Consider the following 20,854-nt stretch of genomic DNA (forward strand, 5'->3'; position numbering starts at 1 on the left):
TCAGGCAAAACCAGGCTGCAGTTCCGGGCCTGGTTTTTTTCCTTCCAGCAGAACACGTACCCTTCCTGCGAGTTCATTCAGACAATCATCCTGCATACCCAGCTTAATGAGCGCCTGCTCAAGCGAAAAAAGGTACTGGGCATTGGTGCCTAACGGACCTGTAGCGGTGGCAATCAGCGGCGCGATGACCTGGGCACGGGTATCTGACTCATAAAGCGGATGGCGCGGGTCCATGATAAACACCAGCGCATTGACGGTACGTCCATCATCCAGAGTGAGTTTGTGCCAGCAGGGCAGATAACAGCCGGTGATCATCTCGCGTTTCCAGAGCAGCATCAGCTCTTCATCAAGAGCGCTCTCCTGAAGGCGGTAGGCCACGCCGGTGGTGCGACCGCCCTCTTTCAGTGCAAGCATCCGCCCAGGGTTGCACGCCGTGCCGCGACCGGCGGTCAGACGCAGACAAAAAGCCCGGTGCCAGCCAACAAGCGTTCCGGTACAGGATTCAACATATTCCAGAGCAGGATTCCACATCAACGAACCGTAGCCGAAAATCCAGACTGGTCCGTCATCAGGTCGGCATGCGAGGGTTGCTGCCAGCGACGCCGCGCGCTGTTCCGCAGACCACAGCAGCGAGGCTTCAATTTCCCCGAATGCCGTTTTACAGTCTGCCTTCATTAAAAAATCACGAGTAATCACTTTCAACCTCCGCCACTGCAGGCTTCCTTGCGACGACTATACTGCTGCCTTCATGGCGCTTTTCAGTGACGATATGCAATTCACAGGCCGTTTTCAAGCTCACGTATGGCCTGGTACCGCTCAGCCGGTGCGTTATTCCAGGCGGTACGAAAAAAGGATGAGTATATTCAGACAATTATTTCTTTTTATGCCACTTGTCGTCGTCACCCTTCTCGTAATCATTTTTTACCGCAGCCCAGGCGACACGGTGCGCCGTCTCTTCGCGCGAGGCGTCACCACGCCGATCCTCCTCGTCTTTATACTGTTCCCAGGCGCTGTTAAAGGCTTCTTTATAAATATCCTGAGCGTGGGCCGGAAGCACGTGCAGTACGTTATCAGGAAGATCGGTTCTCTTTTTATATGGCATGGTTTGCTCCTTATTGACGTTTAGGGTAAGTCTGGACGCCAATCCAGCGCATTTCCACATTACCGGCGATTATTGTCACGATTAAAATATATCTTCATGTAAATTAAGTTAATTTTTCCAATAATACGCATTAATAGAATTCTCACATAAGAATCATCTCATCCAGTAAATAAAAGTAAAAATTCCCTTCATATCGTTTGATGTCTGTTATTTTAGCCCCGCTTTTCCTTTCTATAATTACAACTACCTGCTCTCAGTGGAGATAAGAATGACAACAGCACATGAGGCGGTTAAGACCCGCCATAAGGAGTCCAGCCTGATTTTTCCGGCGCTGGCGCTGGCCGTACTGGTTTTCTGGGGTAACAGCCAGTCACTGTCAGTGGTTATCGGGATAAATGTTCTGGCGCTGGTTGGAATTTTAGCCAGTGCTTTTAGCGTGGTACGTCATGCTGATGTATTGGCACACCGTCTTGGCGAGCCCTTTGGCTCGTTGATTCTGAGTCTTTCGGTGGTCATCCTTGAAGTAAGTCTGATCTCCGCGTTAATGGCGACCGGCGACGCGGCCCCCACCCTGATGCGGGATACGCTCTACTCCATTATTATGATTGTTACCGGCGGGCTGGTGGGCTTTTCTCTGTTGTTGGGTGGCCGAAAATTCGCCACACAGTACGTTAATCTGTTTGGCATAAAGCAGTATTTAATCGCGCTCTTTCCCCTGGCAGTCATTGTGCTGGTCTTCCCTGTCGCGCTTCCGGGTGGCAATTTTTCTACCGGTCAGTCGCTGTTGGTTGCCCTGATTTCAGCGGCGATGTACGGCGTGTTTTTGCTCATTCAGACGAAAACCCATCAGAGCTTGTTTGTCTACGAACACGAAGATGACGGCGACGATCCTCATCATGGCAAACCCTCGGCCCATAGCAGCATGTGGCACACGGCGTGGCTGGTGGTACACCTGATTGCGGTTATCGCCGTCACAAAAATGAATGCTAACCCGCTGGAGTACCTCCTGACGGAGATGAATGCTCCGGTGGCGTTCACCGGTTTCCTGGTGGCCCTGCTGATTCTCTCGCCGGAGGGGCTGGGTGCCCTTAAAGCGGTGCTCAATAATCAGGTGCAGCGTGCCATGAACCTCTTCTTCGGTTCAGTGCTGGCGACCATCTCACTGACGGTGCCGGTAGTGACGTTGATTGCCTGGCTGACAGGTAATGACCTGATGTTCGGTTTAGGCAAACCGGAGCTGGTAGTAATGCTGGCGTCACTGGTGCTGTGCCAGATCTCTTTCTCTACGGGGAAGACAAATGTTCTGAACGGCGCTGCACATCTGGCGCTGTTTGCAGCCTATCTGATGACTATCTTCGCCTGATAAAACGGGATCGGACCGGTGCGGTCCGATCCTCTCATCACGCCTCGCCCCTGGAGAAAGAGGATGGACCATAAAAAAACCGCCGGGGCGGTTTTTTTTTCTTACTTGCTGGTATCCAGCTCTTCGAAGTTCTTCACCAGATCGTCAATGGCTTTGATCTGTTTCAGGAACGGCTCCAGTTTATCCAGCGGCAGTGCAGACGGGCCATCACATTTTGCATTGGCTGGATCCGGGTGGGCCTCAATGAACAGACCGGCAAGACCGGTTGCCATGCCCGCACGCGCCAGCTCCGCAACCTGGGCGCGACGACCACCGGAAGCGGCACCGAACGGGTCGCGGCACTGCAGCGCGTGGGTGACATCGAAGATAACCGGTGAATTACCGGAGACGTTCTTCATCACGCTGAAGCCCAGCATATCTACAACCAGGTTGTCATAACCAAAGTTGCTGCCACGATCACACAGGATAACTTTGTCGTTACCGCCTTCAGCGAATTTATCCACGATGTTCCCCATCTGACCGGGGCTGACAAACTGTGGTTTCTTCACGTTGATGACCGCACCGGTTTTCGCCATAGCTTCAACCAGGTCAGTCTGGCGCGCCAGGAAAGCGGGCAACTGAATCACATCGACAACATCGGCTACCGGCTGGGCCTGGCTGGCTTCATGAACGTCAGTGATGATTTTCACGCCAAAAGCTTGTTTCAGCTCCTGGAAAATCTTCATGCCTTCTTCCAGACCCGGCCCACGATAGGATTTGATTGAAGAACGGTTTGCTTTGTCAAAAGAGGCTTTGAACACGTACGGGATACCCAGTTTCTGAGTAACGGTAACGTAGTGTTCACAGATGCGCATTGCCAGATCGCGAGATTCCAGCACGTTCATACCGCCGAACAGAACGAACGGTAGATCGTTGGCAACCTTGATATCGCCAATGCTTACCACTTTTTGAGTCATATAATTCCCTTACAGAGTGTGTCGATTAAATCGGTTTTAGTGCAGCGTAATGTGTTTATGCGAGATAGTATTGATTTGCGCACGGATCATTTCGCTAATGGGATCTTCCGGACACTGTTCAACGAAATAACTCAGATCGTTGAGAGCAATATGATCGCACTCAAGCTGAGCATAAATTAAACCACGGTCCCGAATTTCATACGGGTCTTCTGGATTAAACTGTAACAACGCTTCGCTGGCGCGTAAGGCCAGCTCCATTTGTTGCTCTTCCATCAGTGCTGATTTGAGCGTATCAAGCAGCTTACGAATAACCTCGGCATTATCTGCTTCGTCGAGATCTTCATTAAACAGCTCCGCGACAGGACTGATGTTCCCTTTCAGCCACACTTCCAGCGTGTGCTCATCCAGTGTGTCACCGTTAAAGGGATTAATCAGCCACATTTCACCGTCCATCCACTCCGCGCGGAGTATAAGCTGGGTCGGGAAAATGACGGGCATTAAGGGGATATCAAGATGACCGGCTATCCACAATAAAATCGCCCCCAGTGACACCGCACTGCCCTGACGATTTTTGAGGACTTTATCCAGCCACAGCGCATCCGAAAGACGATAAACGCCACGGGTATCTTTGAAGCCCCACTCCCCGTAAAACAGTTCAAGAAGTTTCTCCAGCTGCCAGTCCTGCGGCTGAAGCTCAGAAATTTCTTCACGCGCCAGACTTAACAATCGCTCCAGTTCGTCCTGGACAAACTGCGACGGAAAGTCGTCACGAACCTGCTCTGAAATCAGGATCATCCCATCACATAATGGCGCTTTGTTAAATTCAAAATCGGCTAACGACCGCATGTCTTACCCCAGTATCGGTATCTTTGTGGCGGCGAGTTTAATGATGATGTACAGCACCACCAGCCCCAGCAAAAACGCAATAAAACCTGTTTGCTGGCTGCGCGGGCGACGTCGCCCCAACGCAATGAAACCCAAAACGATGTAGATGATAACGCCAAACAGCTTCTCCGTCAGCCATGCCCCGTTTGCAGTAAATGGCATATAGCGCGTGGCGATAACCAGGCCGACGCCGCTGAGCAGCAAAAGCGTATCGACGGCATGTGGCACGATGCGCGCCCAGCGCGCGTTGCCACACGGGTTGTTGGTAAATCGCCACCAGTAGCGCAGGACAAACAGGCTAATGGTCAGAACAACTGACGTCAAATGTATGTTAATCAGAACGTTATACGCAGCCATTGCGCTGTTACTCCTGTAACGGCAGGCGAGCGAGCGTTACACGATCGTTATCGCCATAATCCCGGCAGGTCTCCACCTGTTCATAGCCATTCTCAAAAAAGTGTTTGCGAACGGCGTCGCCCTGCTGCCAGCCATGTTCAATCAACAGCCAGCCGCCGGGAGGTAAAAAGCGCTTTGATTGTGCGATTATCCATGCAATGTCTGCAAGCCCTTCTTTTGCTGCCACCAGCGCGGAGCGAGGTTCGAAGCGAACATCCCCCACGTCAAGATGTGCATCCCGTTCATCAATATAGGGCGGGTTACTCACGATCACGTCGAAACTGGCCCCCTCAAGGGCGCTGAACCAGTGGCTTACCTGAAAAGTGACATTATCGATACCGAGATGCTGCGCATTACGTGTTGCCAGCGCAACCGCATCAGGAATGACATCCACCGCCGTAACATCACAGTCAGGGCGTTCACTGGCAAGCGCAAGAGCAATTGCCCCTGTGCCAGTACCAAGATCGAGAATGCGCACCGGATGAGCAGGCAAACGCTGAAGCGCCAGTTCAACCAGGCACTCGGTATCCGGCCGTGGAATGAGGGTCGCCGGTGAGACAAACAGCGGCAATGACCAGAACTCTTTCATACCAATCAGATGCGCGACAGGTTCACCACGCACACGACGCGCCAGCAGCCTGTCAAGCTGCTGCTGTTCATCTGCACTGAGTCGTGTCTCGCCAAACGCCAGAATAAAGGTACGCGCCCGCCCGGTCACAAAACCCAACAGAATTTCGGCGTCCCGACGCGGACTTTCGCTTTGTGTTAAGCGAGTCACCGCCTCCTGAAGCCAGCGCTGATAATCCATCACTCCTGCCCGGCCAGCGCCGCCAGTTGATCTGCCTGATATTCCTGTACGATAGGTTCAATCAGGGCGTCGAGTTTACCTTCCATTACTTCGTCCAGGCGGTAAATGGTGAGGTTGATACGATGATCGGTAACACGTCCCTGCGGGAAGTTATAGGTGCGATTACGGTCAGAACGGTCGCCACTGCCCAGCAGGTTACGACGGGTGGAGGCTTCCGCCTGCTGACGTTTTTCCATCTCTGCGGCATGAATGCGCGCGCCCAGTACTGACAGCGCTTTAGCTTTGTTTTTGTGCTGTGAACGCTCATCCTGACACTCCACCACTATGCCTGTAGGTAAGTGGGTAATACGGATCGCGGAGTCGGTGGTGTTAACGTGCTGGCCGCCAGCCCCGGAGGAGCGGAAGGTATCGATGCGCAGATCCGCCGGGTTGATATCCGGCAGTTCGGCCTCGGGAAGCTCAGGCATTACCGCCACCGTACAGGCGGAGGTATGGATACGCCCCTGCGATTCCGTCGCGGGAACGCGCTGAACCCGATGGCCACCCGATTCAAATTTAAGACGGCCATAGACCCCCTCGCCGCTGATCCTGGCGATGACTTCTTTATATCCACCATGTTCACCTTCGTTGGCGCTCATGATCTCCACGCGCCAGCGACGGGATTCAGCATAACGGCTGTACATACGGAAGAGATCGCCGGCAAAAAGAGCGGCTTCGTCGCCACCCGTCCCGGCGCGGACTTCAACAAAGGCGCTACGTTCATCGTCGGGGTCCCGGGGGAGTAAAAGGATCTGCAGATGCTGTTCAAGCTGTTCGCTTTTCTCTTTCGCTTCGCGCAGCTCTTCCTGCGCCATCTCGCGCATTTCCGGATCGTCGAGCATCATTTGCGCGGTTTCGATATCTTCCTGAACCTGTTGCCAGTCAGTGAAGCAGCGTGACACGTCACTTAATTGCGCATACTCGCGCGATAAGGCACGGAATCGGTCCTGATCGGCAATAGTTTGCGCATCACCCAACAACGCCTGGACTTCCTGGTGACGTTCGTATAGGGCTTCCAGTTTGGCAACGATAGAAGGCTTCATAGGCGTAAATGCACCCTGTTATAAGAGGTTGTTGTGCTACTCCAGCCCGAGGCTGTTGCGCAGAATATGCAGGCGTTCATCGTCCCCATCACGGGCAGCCTGCTGAAGAGATTTCGTTGGTGCGTGGATCAGGCGATTGGTCAGTTTCCAGGCCAAATCCTGCATGATGGTTTGTGCGTCACCGCCCTGCTCAAGAGCAGCCAACGCTTTTGCGGTAAGCTCGTCACGAATCTGTTCGGACTGACCACGGTAATCGCGAATCGTCTCGCTGGCGCTTTGCGCGCGCAGCCAGGCCATAAATTCGCTGGTTTCCTGCGCAACGATGCTTTCAGCCTGAACCGCTGCCGCTTTTCGCTGTGCCAGATTGTGCTGAATAATACTTTGTAGATCGTCAACGCTATAGAGATAGGCGTTAGCAACCTTACCGACTTCGGGTTCGACGTCACGCGGGACGGCAATATCCACTAATAGTACCGGCTGGTTACGGCGAGCTTTCATGGCGCGCTCCACCATACCTTTACCAATAATAGGCAACGGGCTGGCAGTTGAGCTAATCACGATATCGGCATCTTTCAGGCGAGCATCAATGTCACTTAACGAGATGACTTCTGCGCCCACTTCGTCTGCAAGAAGCTGCGCACGTTCACGGGTACGGTTGGCGATAATCATCTTCTCGACCTTATGCTCACGAAGATGACGCGCCACCAGCTCAATGGTTTCGCCTGCGCCCACCAGCAGCACCGTAACGGAGGAGAGTGATTCAAAGATTTGCCGCGCCAGCGTACAGGCCGCAAAGGCGACAGAGACCGCACTTGCCCCAATATCAGTCTCCGTTCGCACGCGTTTGGCGACGGAAAAAGATTTCTGGAACATGCGCTCAAGTTCGCTCACGTTCAGGTGACCGCGATTGGAATCGGCAAAGGCTTTTTTTACCTGGCCGAGAATTTGCGGCTCCCCAAGCACCAGCGAATCCAGTCCGCTCGCCACGCGCATTAAATGGCTGACGGCGTCGTTATCCTGGTGCCAGTAGAGGCTATTACGTAACTCTTCTTCACTGATCTGATGATAATCACACAGCCAGTGAATAAGCGACTCATGAAGGTTATCCCGTTCTTCAACACTTAAATAGAGCTCGGTGCGGTTACATGTCGACAGCACCACACCGCCCTGCACCATTGGCTGCGAGAGCAGACTTTCCAGCGCCTGATCAAGCGTTTCCGGCGAAAACGTAATACGCTCTCGCAGCGAAACAGGGGCTGTTTTATGGTTAATGCCGAGCGCTAAAAGGGTCATGAGTGCGGGAATAGTACCAACGTTGATAAGGTTAGACTGTGCGCATCATACAGGATGAGCGAGGTCAATAAAAGAGAGCGCCCCCTTTTGGAGTAATCGGTAATTTAATGATTTAAGACAACTTGACCGTAGACGCTACCAGCCCCTGGCGCTAGCATTAAGACAATTAACCGCAACGTATCTCAAGGACGTGTCATTACTATGACTTTGCCGACTTCCAGACTCATCCGCCTGCTCCCGCTGGCAAGCCTCGTTCTCAGCGCCTGTACCCTGAATGCCCCGAAAGGCCCAGGGAAAAGTCCCGATGCGCCGCAGTGGCGTCAGCATCAGCAAGAGGTGCGTGCGCTGAATCAGTTCCAGACCCGGGGTGCCTTTGCATTTATCTCCGATCAGCAAAAAGTCTATGCCCGCTTCTTCTGGCAGCAGACGGGGCAGGAGCGCTATCGTCTGTTGTTGACCAACCCGCTTGGCAGCACCGAGCTTGAACTGAATGCCGCTCCGGGTACGGTTGAGCTGGTGGATAATAAAGGCCAACATTATAAAGCTGATGACGCCGAAGAGATGATTGGCAAGCTGACCGGAATGCCTATTCCACTCAACAGCCTGCGTCAGTGGATTGTGGGTCTGCCGGGCGACGCCACAGATTACAAGCTGGATGACCAGTTCCGTCTGAGTGAAGTCAACTACAGCCAGAACGGCAAAAACTGGAAAGTGGTTTACAACGGCTATGACACTCAGACCAAACCAGCGCTGCCTTCTAATCTGGAGCTGAGCGATGGCGGCCAACGCATCAAGCTGAAAATGGATAACTGGATCGCCAAATAATGATGACGCAGTGGCCCTCTCCGGCAAAGCTTAATCTCTTTTTGTACATTACAGGTCGACGGACCGACGGTTATCATAATCTGCAAACGCTGTTTCAGTTCCTCGATTATGGTGACACCCTGCATATCAGCCCCCGGCACGACGGGGTGATTCGCCTGCTGAATCCGGTCGAGGGGGTAGCGGACGAAGAGAATCTGATTGTCCGTGCCGCCCGCTTACTGATGGCGGCGGCGCAGAAGACCGGCCGTCTGCCGGCAGGTAGCGGTGCCGACATTGGTATCGACAAACGTCTGCCGATGGGCGGAGGGCTGGGGGGCGGTTCTTCTAACGCAGCCACTACTCTGGTGGCGCTCAACCATCTCTGGCAATGTGGACTTAGCGAAGATGAACTGGCAACGCTGGGTCTCAACCTTGGCGCGGACGTGCCGGTTTTCGTGCGGGGGCGCTCTGCGTTTGCCGAGGGGGTGGGCGACAAGCTCACACCCGTTAACCCTGCCGAAAAATGGTATCTGGTTCTGCATCCGGGCGTGCATATTTCGACCCCGGTAATATTCAACGATCCGGAACTGCCACGAAGCACACCCGCCCGGTCAATCGAAACGTTACTAAAATGTGAATTCAGCAATGATTGCGAGGTTATCGCAAGAAAACGTTTTCGTAAGGTTGATGAGGCGCTCATCTGGCTGTTAGAATACGCGCCGTCGCGCCTGACTGGCACCGGAGCTTGTGTTTTTGCTGAATTTGACACAGAGCTTGCTGCTCGTCAGGTGTTAGAGCAAGTCCCGGCGGGTTTGTCCGGTTTTGTGGCGCAGGGCGTCAACCTATCGCCACTTTCCAGAAAACGTGCCGGGTAGCTGAGTTTCGGTGACAACGTCACCTTGTTCCAGACGTTGCATCGCGCTCTTTAATACACCGCCTGAAGGGAATATTGCCTGGCCCGCACAGTTTTTGGCTTATTCTTTTCATCAATGGACGCATGCCTGAGGTTCTTCTCGTGCCTGATATGAAGCTTTTTGCTGGTAACGCCACCCCGGAACTAGCACAACGTATTGCCAACCGCCTGTACACTTCTCTCGGCGACGCCGCCGTAGGTCGCTTTAGCGACGGCGAAGTCAGCGTACAAATTAACGAAAATGTACGCGGTGGTGATATTTTCATCATCCAGTCCACTTGTGCTCCAACTAACGACAACCTGATGGAATTGGTCGTTATGGTTGATGCGCTGCGCCGTGCTTCCGCAGGCCGCATTACCGCTGTTATTCCTTACTTTGGATATGCTCGTCAGGATCGCCGCGTGCGTTCTGCTCGTGTGCCTATCACCGCTAAAGTCGTGGCTGATTTCCTCTCCAGCGTTGGCGTTGACCGCGTCCTCACCGTTGACCTGCATGCTGAACAGATTCAGGGCTTCTTTGACGTTCCGGTCGATAACGTATTCGGCAGCCCTATCCTGCTCGAAGATATGCTGCAGAAAAACCTCGATAACCCTATCATTGTTTCCCCGGATATCGGCGGTGTTGTTCGCGCTCGCGCTATCGCCAAGCTGCTGAACGACACTGACATGGCAATTATTGACAAACGTCGCCCGCGCGCGAACGTCTCTCAGGTGATGCATATCATCGGTGATGTTGCAGACCGCGACTGCGTTATGGTTGATGACATGATCGATACCGGTGGTACGCTGTGTAAGGCCGCAGAAGCGCTGAAAGAACGTGGTGCAAAACGCGTATTTGCTTACGCCACACACCCTATCTTCTCCGGCAATGCCATCCAGAACATCAAAAACTCTGTGATTGATGAGTTCATCGTCTGCGATACCATCCCGCTGACGCCTGAAATCAAAGCGCTGGAAAAAGTCCGCACGCTGACACTGTCAGGCATGCTCGCCGAAGCGATTCGTCGCATCAGCAACGAAGAATCCATTTCTGCAATGTTTGAACACTAACAGAAATCGGCACAGAAACCCGCTACGGCGGGTTTTTTTATTGTTGTAATTTATTTGTATGACTTATTAAAACCAGGTGTCTGTTTTGTCTAACTGATGTTTACGCAGGGAAGAACATCGCTATGAATAAACTCTTTTCCTCACATGTCATGCCTTTCAGTGCGCTGATTGAAGCCTGCTGGAAAGAAAAATACAGCGTGGCGCGTTTTACCCGCGATGTCATTGCGGGCGTGACCGTGGGAATTATTGCCATTCCGCTGGCGATGGCGCTGGCGATTGGCAGCGGCGTCGCACCCCAGTATGGGCTTTACACCGCCGCTATTGCCGGGTTTGTTATCGCACTGTCCGGTGGCTCTCGTTATAGCGTTTCCGGACCAACCGCGGCGTTCGTCGTCATTCTTTATCCCGTTTCCCAGCAGTTTGGCCTGGGGGGATTACTCGTTGCGACACTGATGTCCGGCCTGTTTCTGATCCTCTTTGGCCTTGCCCGCTTTGGGCGGCTGATTGAATACATCCCACTGTCAGTCACGCTGGGATTCACCTCAGGTATCGGCATCACCATTGGTACTATGCAGATTAAAGATTTTCTTGGTCTGCAGGTGCCCCATATGCCCGAACACTATTTGCAAAAAATCGGGGCACTGGGGATGGCGTTGCCGACCTTTAACCCCGGTGATGCCGCCATCGGTATTATTACCTTAGGTACGCTTATATTATGGCCGCGATTGCGTATTCGTTTACCGGGGCATCTGCCGGCCCTGCTGGCAGGCTGCGCCGTGATGGGCGTCGTCAATCTTCTGGGGGGGCAGGTCGCCACCATTGGTTCACAGTTTCATTATGTGCTTGCCGATGGCAGTCAGGGCAACGGCATTCCACAACTGTTACCGCAACTGGTTTTACCCTGGAACCTGCCCGACTCCACTTTTACGTTGAGCTGGGCGTCACTGCAGGCGTTGTTACCCGCCGCCTTTTCGATGGCGATGCTGGGCGCGATTGAATCGCTGCTCTGCGCGGTAGTGCTCGACGGCATGACCAGCACGCGCCACAAAGCCAATAGTGAGTTGATTGGCCAGGGGCTGGGTAATATCATCGCCCCCTTCTTTGGGGGTATCACCGCAACCGCCGCGATTGCCCGTTCTGCGGCGAACGTGCGCGCCGGGGCGACGTCGCCGGTTGCCGCCATTATTCATTCGATACTGGTCATACTGGCCCTGTTGGTTCTCGCCCCCCTGCTCTCCTGGCTACCGCTGTCAGCAATGGCAGCTCTGTTGCTGATGGTGGCGTGGAACATGAGCGAAGCGCATAAGGTTGTGAACCTTCTGCGTCGGGGACCGAAAGACGACATTATCGTTATGCTCATCTGCATGTCGCTCACCGTGCTGTTCGATATGGTTATCGCCATCAGCGTTGGTATCGTTCTTGCCTCGCTGTTGTTTATGCGGCGCATTGCCCGCATGACTCGCCTCGCACCGGTCAGTGCTGAAGTGCCTGCCGATGTGCTGGTGCTGCGGGTGATTGGCCCCATGTTCTTTGCAGCCGCTGACGGCCTCTTTACCGACCTTGAATCGCGCATCAAAGGCAAACGCATTGTGGTACTGAAGTGGGATGCGGTCCCGGTGCTGGATGCCGGAGGGCTTGATGCCTTCCAGCGTTTCGTTAAACGCCTGCCGGAAGGTACCGAGCTTCGCGTAAGTAATCTTGAATTTCAGCCGCTGCGCACGATGGCCCGTGCCGGCATTCAACCCATCCCTGGGCGATTGTCCTTCTGGCCAGACCGTGAGGCGGCGTTAGCTGATTTATGATGCGTGGGATGCGCAACAACGTTTGCGCATCATTACCTCAATCGCGCCCTGCAGCCAGTGCAGTACCGCAGGCGTCATCCAGGTGCCTTTCATAAGATGCGGCTCCTGCTGCATGGCCAGGCGGAATTTCTGCTGAGTCTGCGGATCCGTTCCGGCATAAGACTCAAAGAGCGCAAGCCAGTTTTCCGCCAGTGCCTGCGCCTCATCAGAGTGAGGGGCCAGTGCATCCCGCGTTGCCTGGTGCAGACGTGCGACCAGCGGTGGCCACGCCATCATGCGGTCAAAATAGTGAGCCCGGGTAAAGGCCATCTCCGGCTCAGATAAATAGTGCTGCCAGATGGCGAACTTGCTTTCAGCAAAAGCGCGAGTGATGTAATCGATAACCGCCTCGTCGATGCCGGTCTGTTCTCGCATTTGCGGCTCAACCATATGCATCTCATTCAGACGGGTAAGGAAATCCGGCCGACCTGCCGTATCTTCCTCAAGCCGTGTCATCCAGCGCGTGGCAAGTTCCATTGCGCGCAGGTCATTCACCGGGCAACGGCTCTGCATAAGACGGCGCACCTCCTTAACCATCGCCGTCCACTCCTGGATACGGGCTTCATCATGGCTCACAAATGGCAGCGCCTTTAACTCTTCTTCACTAAACCAGCGGTCGTACATTTTCATTAACTCCAGCGTCTGTAACCAGGACTCCAGATCAGGTTCAGCGCCGCCGGACAACCCATCCCGTAACGTTACCAGTTGCTCACGCAGCGTCTGAATATTACGCATTTGCGCATCAAGCAGTGTGATTTGGTCGTTGAGCAGAGCATCCAGAGGACGCGTCTCCTTTGCCAGATAATCCGCGATAGCTGCCAGGGTCATACCTGCTTTCGTGAGCACCTGTATTCTTTGCAGACGCTTCACATTATTAAGATTGTACAGGCGATACCCGGCAGCGCTTCGGGCGGAAGGGATAAGCAGTCCGATCGATTCATAGTGATGCAGTGTGCGAACGGTGATACCTGCGCGACGCGCCAGCACACCTGACTGAATTAACATGACGGCTCCTTATCTTCCCCACAATCCAGACTCTCAGGCCTGACGTTACGTTAGGGTCAATATAAAAGCCAAAAAAAACGGTTTCCAGTGGAAACCGCTTCTGCGCCATCGCGAATTAGTGGTGACCGTGACCGTCACGGCGGCAGCGTTTATCATAATGACGTACCCACCAATACTTATCGCAGACCTGTTCGTGGCCGCCAATACGCGCGCCGGCGAGCCAGAGCACGGCCCCGACGAAGATACTCAGGATAGCCCCGTGGGCAAAAAACTGGGGTAAATTAAGTTGAGGCAGCTGATTTAACACGGAATAGCTCACGCCGACGACCATTACCACTAATCCCAGGCCCATGAGTACATTACCGAGTAACGAAGCGTTTTTGCGTTTCATAGTGTCACCTCCGGAACGATGGGTTGAACAGGAATAACCCCACTCAATGATTGGGTAAAGTATAGTCAGTGCGGTATGAGCTGATTGCGGTTAGGATCACATTTACTCATATTGAGGCAACATAAGTTTACAAATAAGCCCATGAAATGCATGTAATTCTAATGGTTCATTTCTGAAATCATTTCCCCTTTTGCCGTTTCGACCCGAGGACTTTGTTTTCGGGCGATGCACAACGTAAACTACGCGCTGGTTATTGACCTGGTCAGGAAAAGAAAGTGACGATAAAACTGATTGTCGGGCTGGCGAACCCGGGGGCTGAATATGCAGCCACGCGCCACAATGCCGGCGCGTGGTATGTGGATCTACTGGCAGACCGTTTACGTGCCCCGCTGCGCGAAGAGCCGAAATTTTTTGGTTACGCTTCACGAATAAATATCGCGGGCGAAGATATACGCCTGTTGGTCCCTACGACCTTCATGAACCTTAGCGGTAAGTCCGTTGCGGCAATGGCGACCTTCTATCGCATTAACCCGGATGAGATCCTGGTGGCACACGATGAACTGGATCTGCCGCCAGGCGTGGCAAAGTTTAAGCTCGGCGGCGGGCATGGCGGGCATAACGGTTTAAAAGACATCATCAGTAAGCTTGGTAATAACCCCAACTTCCACCGTTTACGCCTTGGAATTGGCCATCCGGGCGATAAAAACAAAGTTGTTGGTTTTGTACTGGGTAAGCCACCAGCTTCAGAACAAAAATTGATTGACGAAGCGGTAGATGAAGCGGTGCGTTGTACAGAGTTATGGCTTAAGGACGGCCTGGCCAAAGCCACCAGCCGACTCCATACCTTCAAAGCGCAATAAGCCCCCCGGTTGGCATTTATGCCGCGCGATACAACGGTTACGTGTATAATAGGCAGAGTTATCAACTTTTATACAATCTGTTTCATCTAACAGGTTGATTATTCAGAAATTAAGGTAATTACATTATGGGATTCAAATGCGGTATCGTTGGCCTGCCCAACGTAGGTAAATCCACCCTGTTCAACGCGCTCACCAAAGCCGGTATCGAAGCGGCTAACTTCCCCTTCTGTACCATTGAGCCGAACACCGGTGTCGTACCGATGCCCGATCCGCGTCTGGACAAACTGGCAGAGATCGTTAAACCACAGCGTATCCTGCCGACCACGATGGAATTCGTCGATATTGCCGGCCTGGTTAAAGGGGCGTCGAAAGGTGAAGGTCTGGGCAACCAGTTCCTGACCAATATTCGTGAAACCGAGGCCATCGGTCACGTGGTTCGCTGCTTTGAAAACGACAACATTATCCATGTAAATAACAAAGTTGATCCGGCAGACGACATTGAAGTTATTAACACCGAACTGGCCTTGTCCGATCTGGATACCTGCGAACGCGCCCTGCACCGCGTGCAGAAAAAAGCCAAAGGCGGTGATAAAGATGCCAAAGCGGAACAAGCCGCGCTGGAAAAATGTCTGCCACAGCTGGAAAACGCTGGCATGCTGCGTGCGCTGAAAAATCTGACGGAAGAAGACAAGGCTGCCATTAAATATCTGAGCTTCCTGACGCTGAAGCCGACAATGTACATCGCCAACGTCAACGAAGACGGTTTTGAAAATAACCCGTACCTCGATAAAGTACGCGAAATTGCTGCTGCTGAAGGTTCCGTGGTAGTGGCGGTGTGTGCTGCCGTTGAGTCTGATATTGCCGAGCTAGATGATGCTGACCGCGAAGAGTTTATGGCAGAGCTGGGGATTGAAGAGCCGGGACTGAACCGTGTGATCCGTGCCGGTTATGAACTCCTGAACCTGCAAACTTACTTCACGGCTGGTGTGAAAGAGGTGCGTGCATGGACTATCCCTGTCGGCGCTACCGCACCACAGGCCGCCGGTAAAATTCACACCGACTTCGAAAAAGGCTTTATCCGCGCCCAGACTATCGCCTATGAAGATTTCATCACCTACAAAGGTGAGCAAGGCGCTAAAGAAGCCGGGAAGATGCGTGCTGAAGGTAAAGAGTACGTGGTTAAAGATGGCGACGTCATGAACTTCCTGTTCAACGTCTAAATAAGTTTTGTTATCTCATGAGGTTTCATCAAATCTCATGAAAATGACAAAAACAAAAAAATCCACGCAATTGCGTGGATTTTTTATTTTATAAAGTCTCAACTCATCTCGTAACAACGCAGTCAAGAATGAGTACATTGATGTGTACAACATTCTTTCATCTTCATTTTAAGTGATTACAATAACGGTTTAATAAATATACCAGGCTCGTTAAACTCGCCATCGCACAACTGGCACTTGCCATCAATAGTTTCCCATGTACGCCCCACGCCTTCACGCATCAGCTCAATTGTGCGGTCGCGGTACCGACGAAAATGAAGTATTCCAGTTGAGTTTCCCCAAACTCAGGCCAGCAGCCGAAATTACTAAAAGCAGCCTGCCATCTGTTATTTCTTTCATTTGGCATATGAAAAAGCTATACAGGATGCTCATTGGGTAGGAAAGGAATAAAACTAGCTGAACCGCCTGAGGCTGTGTTTGCCCGGACATGACCATCAAAAAAAGTAATTGCAGGTAGCTTTAATACTTTCAACATATATCACCTGGTCACCAGCCAGCTCTCTGATGAGCAGATATACTTCACATCGCTGAATACTCATTATTAATCCTGTGGTTACGGAAAGAAGTAGAAGACAATTATTCCCCTGCTGTTGCAAGAGCTAAAGCAAATAATGAATTGTCAGCAGTAGAAATTTACAGTTATTTGACAGATGCCCCAATCTCAAACATTTTGGACACAGTCTTATTCAGTTCCTCGTTGCTCAGCGCCAACTGGGCCGCCAGGTAGAAGAGGATATGTAGAGAAATCGCGCGCGGGTTCTCGCCGCCGATGTATTTACGCCATTAGCTATTGCTGGCCACGCCTGCAAGATCCGCCATATAGATGTCGGTATAGGATAGGCTCTCTTTCAGACGTTTAGGTCTTCCATAAATCCCGGCCTGCCACGTAAACCATCAGAACCGCCAGCCGCTTTTCAGTGGAAATACACCTAGACCCGATTTGCATCTGCCAGGCGCCGCTTTTCGCTCAAAGCAGACGTCTTACCCTTCGGTCTGTCCCCTTTATACCTAAACTAAAATCCGGCCTATTGTCACGCATTAAAGTGTTGATGTAAGTATGGACATGATTTATTGCGGCTGCCAAGTTTCAAGGTTTATCAGTGTCATTACTTATTCCCTCTATGTGTTGATGGTGATGAGGTAAATTAATTGCTCGACAATGTCGGCTTCATCGGGAATCAGATCGACACTCGCCACCTGTAATCGTTGCAACCGTTCTTCGCCCGCTAAAATCCTATAGCCTGCATTCAATATCTGATCTCCCAAACCTGCATGATGTGGATAGAGGAGCATGACTTTCGGGCAGTGATAAAGCTGGGCGTAGGCCATCATCTGATAGACATCGGCTTGTGATACGCCGCCTTTTGCATTTTCAGAATGATGTCCGATACGCTTCCATTTAGTATCTATGATCATAACAATCTGATGGTTCTGCTCGATAAGCAGGTCCGGACGGGTCTGGAAGCGTGGTGTGCCTTCTTTTGCGTCCTCGATCAGACAGTATAATCTGCCTGCCTGCGCACGAACCGTCCATTCCGTACCGCGTACAGCACGCTTCGCCAGTGCCGCTATATATGCCTCGAACAGATCGTTCATCGGGAAAAGCAGTGTAATCCCGTTCTGCGCTCGCTTATCGTGGTGTGTAGCCTGCCAGTCGCGTCGCAGGAGAAGACGTGCGAGATTGTAGAGTGCTTCCCAGCGATGATTGGTTCGGTCGATCCGCACCTGTGGCCAAGGCAGGTGACTCAAGGGGACATCGCTAACACCCGCCAGCAGGATACGTAATTCATTCAGACGGCGAAGCGTATCAGCAGCTCGGGCATAATGGTGAAGTAAAACTACACACGCCTTCATAATTCGAAGTAGGCTGGTATCAGCCGATAGAACGTCGTAACGACAGGCGAGACGGTCAGGGCGAACGGCAAGCGTAGTGAATTGTCGTTTGATATTGAGCCTTCCGCGCAATGAGGGCAAATCGTCTTCCTGTGCCAAATAGGCGCGCGGTAATCCCCGATGTACTTCAGACAAGAGTAGATCGGCGAACAAGCGGATAAGTATCTCTAGCAAGCTTTCAGCTTGTCTCGCCATTGTTGCAGCCTGTCCATTGCCGAGTTTAAGGCCGAGGGCGACATCAAGCATACGTATCAGGCGATTGCGTATTGTGGCGTCCGGTTCTCTCGTCTCGTTGTCGAATTTAGGCAGGATCTCAAGGCTACATCCCGGAGCGGCAATGACCCCAACCATTTGCCCGGCAATAATTTTGTTATGGCGATCGATTAAGATATTGCTACCGTGCCGATTTGCCAACGGATGCTCGCGCGCCGCCGTAAGCAGCGCGTTAGCCTGAGGGCGAGTAAAAGCATGAGGAGCATTTATGTTGCTTTCCGTGCTCACATAAACAGCACCCCATTCGCGAACCGTGAGGTGCGTCATTCTTTCGATTCACCAGCCACCTCAAGAGCGGTGACATTTAACGTCCTGGCTTTGCCTATCAGTCGATCAAAGGCGTCATTTCTGAACGGTGCACGTACCGACCAGCTTGATAATGGTTCCCCCTCTATTCCGGGTGGCGGTAAAATCTGCTCTTCCTGCATAAAACCATCGCCCAGCACTGCCGCGATTCGGCTCCAGTCCTCGAAGAAATACTCTTGTAACAGCGGTATGACCTTATTGCGCACTGCATCTTCAACTTGTGCCTTGGATTCACAATTGATAAAAAAGGCGTGTCCAATGCGATATTCCCGGCCTATAAGATATTCAATTCGCTGGTTGATGGTATTCAGAACAGCTTTGAGATCGATCCCCTCGACTTCACTTAGCAAGGTCGCGTCGGGAGCCATTTCCCGAAAGTTGAATCGCCGTCTTAATGCTGTGTCGAGCAATGCGATGGATCGATCGGCGGTATTCATGGTGCCTATGATATGAAGGTTGGCGGGGATGCCAAAATCTTTCTTTTTCGAATAAGGCAGAGTTACGGTGAGTGCATCAGGCATTCCCAGACGTTTATCTGGCTCAATTAACGTAATCAGTTCACCGAACACTTTCGAGATATTTGCCCGGTTGATCTCATCAATAATGAGGACGAACTGTTCTGGTTGCCCTTTTACATCGGAACTATTATCCAGATTCTCTGTACTCGAAAGCAGTCTGCCTAGCGCCGGGATATTCACACAACTGGTGGCAATGGAATAGAGCTTTCGCATGGTGAAGTCACCATCGATAATGGTATCGAGTGGCAGTGGTTCATCAAGAGTTAGTAGCCAGCGAACTGGGCGGCGGTGGGCATAGTAACCTTCGGCTTCAGGAACGAAATAGTAATCACCAGTGATTTCAGCGATAGCGCGAAACGCAGTGTTCCCATAAGGGACAATCACGATATCACCAGGCTTCATTTCGCAACGGAAAGGATAGGTTTGCGTCCAGTTACTAGGCGTCAGGTTCCCAGGATTTTGCTTGATCCATTCATCATGAATCGCGTGGAACGATGAAAATCTATCCGCACTCCAGTCTATGGTCCCACCCCAACCCAGTGCGATATACCCGTTGTCGCGAGCATCTTCATACACATCGTCTTCGGTGCCGATTGTCCCTTGCCCCATTTTCCAGAAGCGTTTTTGGGACAGTTGCAGTGCCGAGGCATCCGTCTGTGCACGGGGTTGTGTTCTAGCCTGATCAGCAAGGGCGCAAATTTCTCTGAAGAGCCCCGGCGTAGGCATGAGTCTGAATCCTGCAGACGAAGACTCATCTTCACCGATTTCTGGGCGAAGGCCCTCAACGAAGGTTTCGTAGTCATAGCTCTGATGGAAGGTGACGAAAGAGATCCTCTTTTCTGCCATCAGTTCGTTATAGCGCGCCATCAGGGCCGCACGCCCATCTTTTGAGTTCGGATAGGCGTCTTTGCCATCACAGAGCGCTACAGCTTCACTCGCCGTGTGATAGGTCTTTCCGGTACCAGGAGGACCGTAAAAAATAAGGTTAGTCGGAGTTGGTTTATTATGGGCCACCAGTTCGCTTCCTTTCGTAAGGATGAACGTATATTTCCGGGTTGTGCTCTTTTTAGGCCCCTCCGTCACCGGAGGGGGAACATCCGCTAGCTCCTGAAATTTTTGACCATCAAGAGCCTGACAGATGTTCGGCCATCCCTTGTCGAGACCCATTTCAGTATTCAGAGGACCAACTACTAAAGTGACACTGGAGTCACCCCGCTCTCTGGCTGGTGTGATGTAGTTTTCAAGGACATAATCCCGAATTTCGTCGGCCTGAGAGTTATCACCGCTCAGGAAGCGTCCATATTGCCCGAGCCAGCTATTCCAGTTGGACAATCGGTTAATCGGTCGCTCTGATTCAGGCATTAGCAACCGATATTCGTCACCGTTGTGTTTAGCATCACGGCGAATTTCTTTAATCCGCTTTCGCAATTGCGCAAACCCATCCGCCTTGTAGGCTGAATCCAGATCTGCATGAGGAGAGCCCAGCGCGGCGAGATTTTTTTCGATAGTTTTGACAGCATAAATACGAGAGTTGAGGCCCGTTGGTGATGTAGCGCCTCTGATTTCCAACCATTCCCGAAATTCAACTTCGAGCATTCCCGATGTCCTATCAATTAAGGTTGACTCACTGGCTGCTATCATCCTGGATAATGGGAGAGTCAACAAGGATACTGTGTGTCAGAACAGCATTTATTTCACCTCATGGACAGCAACGTTTACTGCCAGGCTACCACCAGCACACTTTCAGTAGACTTACCCCGCGCCAGGCTCATTTTAAGCCAACTGCCGGAAGAACTCGCAGATATAGATATAGGCAGGGAACGGCTAAGCCAGCT

The 20,854-nt window shown here is 52.1% G+C and carries 19 protein-coding genes; 7 read left to right on the forward strand and 12 right to left on the reverse strand.

Annotated features, from left to right (window positions below; all coding sequences use genetic code 11):
• Positions 1-696, reverse strand: a complete 696-nt coding sequence (locus M1D91_RS12420; protein WP_437432861.1) for a gamma-glutamylcyclotransferase — start codon at positions 694-696, stop codon at positions 1-3.
• Between the two features lie 175 nt (positions 697-871).
• A complete protein-coding gene (chaB, locus tag M1D91_RS12425) occupies positions 872-1,102 on the reverse strand; it encodes a putative cation transport regulator ChaB (protein ID WP_437432862.1) in 231 nt (76 codons plus the stop codon).
• A 268-nt stretch (positions 1,103-1,370) separates the two neighbouring features.
• On the opposite strand from chaB, the gene chaA reads away from it, so the two are divergent.
• A complete protein-coding gene (gene chaA / locus M1D91_RS12430; protein WP_437432863.1) occupies positions 1,371-2,465 on the forward strand; it encodes a sodium-potassium/proton antiporter ChaA in 1,095 nt (364 codons plus the stop codon).
• A 101-nt stretch (positions 2,466-2,566) separates the two neighbouring features.
• Here chaA and kdsA read toward each other — a convergent pair whose 3' ends face one another.
• The 6 genes from kdsA to hemA are packed head-to-tail and all read right to left on the reverse strand — an operon-like array spanning position 2,567 to position 7,885.
• On the reverse strand, positions 2,567-3,421 hold the full coding sequence (gene kdsA / locus M1D91_RS12435; RefSeq protein ID WP_437432864.1) for a 3-deoxy-8-phosphooctulonate synthase: 855 nt from the start codon (positions 3,419-3,421) through the stop codon (positions 2,567-2,569).
• Positions 3,422-3,457: 36 nt separating this feature from the next.
• Positions 3,458-4,267 carry an invasion regulator SirB1 gene (sirB1, locus tag M1D91_RS12440; protein WP_437432865.1) on the reverse strand — a complete coding sequence of 270 codons (810 nt, stop codon included), beginning with the start codon at positions 4,265-4,267 and terminating at the stop codon, positions 3,458-3,460.
• A gap of 3 nt (positions 4,268-4,270) precedes the next feature.
• Positions 4,271-4,663 (reverse strand): invasion regulator SirB2, encoded by a 393-nt coding sequence (gene sirB2, locus M1D91_RS12445; protein WP_437432866.1) that lies wholly within the window; start codon positions 4,661-4,663, stop codon positions 4,271-4,273.
• Between the two features lie 7 nt (positions 4,664-4,670).
• Entirely contained in the window at positions 4,671-5,510 is an 840-nt protein-coding gene (prmC, locus tag M1D91_RS12450) for a peptide chain release factor N(5)-glutamine methyltransferase (protein WP_437432867.1), read from the reverse strand.
• Positions 5,510-6,592, reverse strand: a complete 1,083-nt coding sequence (prfA, locus tag M1D91_RS12455; RefSeq protein ID WP_437432868.1) for a peptide chain release factor 1 — start codon at positions 6,590-6,592, stop codon at positions 5,510-5,512. The genes prmC and prfA overlap by 1 nt, the downstream gene beginning before the upstream one ends.
• A 36-nt stretch (positions 6,593-6,628) precedes the next feature.
• Positions 6,629-7,885 carry a glutamyl-tRNA reductase gene (hemA, locus tag M1D91_RS12460; protein WP_437432869.1) on the reverse strand — a complete coding sequence of 419 codons (1,257 nt, stop codon included), beginning with the start codon at positions 7,883-7,885 and terminating at the stop codon, positions 6,629-6,631.
• A 201-nt stretch (positions 7,886-8,086) separates the two neighbouring features.
• Here hemA and lolB point away from each other — a divergent pair, with 201 nt between their 5' ends.
• The 4 genes from lolB to dauA all read left to right on the forward strand — a co-directional run bounded on the left by lolB (position 8,087) and on the right by dauA (position 12,454).
• The gene (gene lolB, locus M1D91_RS12465; protein WP_437432870.1) at positions 8,087-8,710 is read left to right on the forward strand and encodes a lipoprotein insertase outer membrane protein LolB; all 624 of its coding nucleotides are present in this window, start codon (positions 8,087-8,089) and stop codon (positions 8,708-8,710) included.
• Positions 8,710-9,564: a 4-(cytidine 5'-diphospho)-2-C-methyl-D-erythritol kinase gene (gene ispE / locus M1D91_RS12470; RefSeq protein WP_437432871.1), complete on the forward strand. Its 855-nt coding sequence runs from the start codon at positions 8,710-8,712 to the stop codon at positions 9,562-9,564. The genes lolB and ispE overlap by 1 nt, the downstream gene beginning before the upstream one ends.
• A 140-nt stretch (positions 9,565-9,704) precedes the next feature.
• Positions 9,705-10,652, forward strand: a complete 948-nt coding sequence (gene prs, locus M1D91_RS12475) for a ribose-phosphate diphosphokinase (RefSeq protein WP_437432872.1) — start codon at positions 9,705-9,707, stop codon at positions 10,650-10,652.
• A gap of 122 nt (positions 10,653-10,774) precedes the next feature.
• Positions 10,775-12,454: a C4-dicarboxylic acid transporter DauA gene (gene dauA / locus M1D91_RS12480; RefSeq protein ID WP_437432873.1), complete on the forward strand. Its 1,680-nt coding sequence runs from the start codon at positions 10,775-10,777 to the stop codon at positions 12,452-12,454.
• Here dauA and M1D91_RS12485 read toward each other — a convergent pair.
• Both M1D91_RS12485 and ychH read right to left on the reverse strand, forming a co-directional pair.
• Complete coding sequence (locus M1D91_RS12485; RefSeq protein WP_437432874.1) at positions 12,449-13,498, reverse strand: MerR family transcriptional regulator; 1,050 nt, start codon at positions 13,496-13,498, stop codon at positions 12,449-12,451. The genes dauA and M1D91_RS12485 overlap by 6 nt on opposite strands.
• A gap of 115 nt (positions 13,499-13,613) precedes the next feature.
• Positions 13,614-13,889 (reverse strand): stress-induced protein YchH, encoded by a 276-nt coding sequence (gene ychH, locus M1D91_RS12490; RefSeq protein ID WP_437432875.1) that lies wholly within the window; start codon positions 13,887-13,889, stop codon positions 13,614-13,616.
• A gap of 275 nt (positions 13,890-14,164) precedes the next feature.
• Between ychH and pth the strand changes: the two genes are divergently transcribed.
• Positions 14,165-14,749, forward strand: a complete 585-nt coding sequence (gene pth / locus M1D91_RS12495; RefSeq protein ID WP_437432876.1) for an aminoacyl-tRNA hydrolase — start codon at positions 14,165-14,167, stop codon at positions 14,747-14,749.
• Between the two features lie 125 nt (positions 14,750-14,874).
• Positions 14,875-15,969: a redox-regulated ATPase YchF gene (ychF, locus tag M1D91_RS12500; RefSeq protein ID WP_437432877.1), complete on the forward strand. Its 1,095-nt coding sequence runs from the start codon at positions 14,875-14,877 to the stop codon at positions 15,967-15,969.
• Positions 15,970-17,148: 1,179 nt separating this feature from the next.
• Here the strand turns inward: ychF and M1D91_RS12505 are convergent.
• Positions 17,149-18,462, reverse strand: coding sequence for an McrC family protein (locus M1D91_RS12505; protein ID WP_437432878.1), 1,314 nt, complete (start codon positions 18,460-18,462; stop codon positions 17,149-17,151).
• On the reverse strand, positions 18,459-20,615 hold the full coding sequence (locus M1D91_RS12510) for an AAA family ATPase (RefSeq protein ID WP_437432879.1): 2,157 nt from the start codon (positions 20,613-20,615) through the stop codon (positions 18,459-18,461). The genes M1D91_RS12505 and M1D91_RS12510 overlap by 4 nt, the downstream gene beginning before the upstream one ends.
• Between the last annotated feature and the right edge of the window lie 239 nt (positions 20,616-20,854).

The sequence above is a fragment of the Enterobacter sp. SA197 genome, from assembly GCF_054131575.1.

Bases quoted from the DNA above. Each gene is read 5' to 3' on its own strand.
- chaB (WP_437432862.1), bottom strand. From the start codon at position 1,102: ATGCCATATAAAAAGAGAACCGATCTTCCTGATAACGTACTGCACGTG.
- chaA (WP_437432863.1), top strand. From the start codon at position 1,371: ATGACAACAGCACATGAGGCGGTTAAGACCCGCCATAAGGAGTCCAGC.
- kdsA (WP_437432864.1), bottom strand. From the start codon at position 3,421: ATGACTCAAAAAGTGGTAAGCATTGGCGATATCAAGGTTGCCAACGAT.
- sirB1 (WP_437432865.1), bottom strand. From the start codon at position 4,267: ATGCGGTCGTTAGCCGATTTTGAATTTAACAAAGCGCCATTATGTGAT.
- sirB2 (WP_437432866.1), bottom strand. From the start codon at position 4,663: ATGGCTGCGTATAACGTTCTGATTAACATACATTTGACGTCAGTTGTT.
- prmC (WP_437432867.1), bottom strand. From the start codon at position 5,510: ATGGATTATCAGCGCTGGCTTCAGGAGGCGGTGACTCGCTTAACACAA.
- prfA (WP_437432868.1), bottom strand. From the start codon at position 6,592: ATGAAGCCTTCTATCGTTGCCAAACTGGAAGCCCTATACGAACGTCAC.
- hemA (WP_437432869.1), bottom strand. From the start codon at position 7,885: ATGACCCTTTTAGCGCTCGGCATTAACCATAAAACAGCCCCTGTTTCG.
- lolB (WP_437432870.1), top strand. From the start codon at position 8,087: ATGACTTTGCCGACTTCCAGACTCATCCGCCTGCTCCCGCTGGCAAGC.
- ispE (WP_437432871.1), top strand. From the start codon at position 8,710: ATGATGACGCAGTGGCCCTCTCCGGCAAAGCTTAATCTCTTTTTGTAC.
- dauA (WP_437432873.1), top strand. From the start codon at position 10,775: ATGAATAAACTCTTTTCCTCACATGTCATGCCTTTCAGTGCGCTGATT.
- M1D91_RS12485 (WP_437432874.1), bottom strand. From the start codon at position 13,498: ATGTTAATTCAGTCAGGTGTGCTGGCGCGTCGCGCAGGTATCACCGTT.
- ychH (WP_437432875.1), bottom strand. From the start codon at position 13,889: ATGAAACGCAAAAACGCTTCGTTACTCGGTAATGTACTCATGGGCCTG.
- ychF (WP_437432877.1), top strand. From the start codon at position 14,875: ATGGGATTCAAATGCGGTATCGTTGGCCTGCCCAACGTAGGTAAATCC.
- M1D91_RS12505 (WP_437432878.1), bottom strand. From the start codon at position 18,462: ATGACGCACCTCACGGTTCGCGAATGGGGTGCTGTTTATGTGAGCACG.
- M1D91_RS12510 (WP_437432879.1), bottom strand. From the start codon at position 20,615: ATGCTCGAAGTTGAATTTCGGGAATGGTTGGAAATCAGAGGCGCTACA.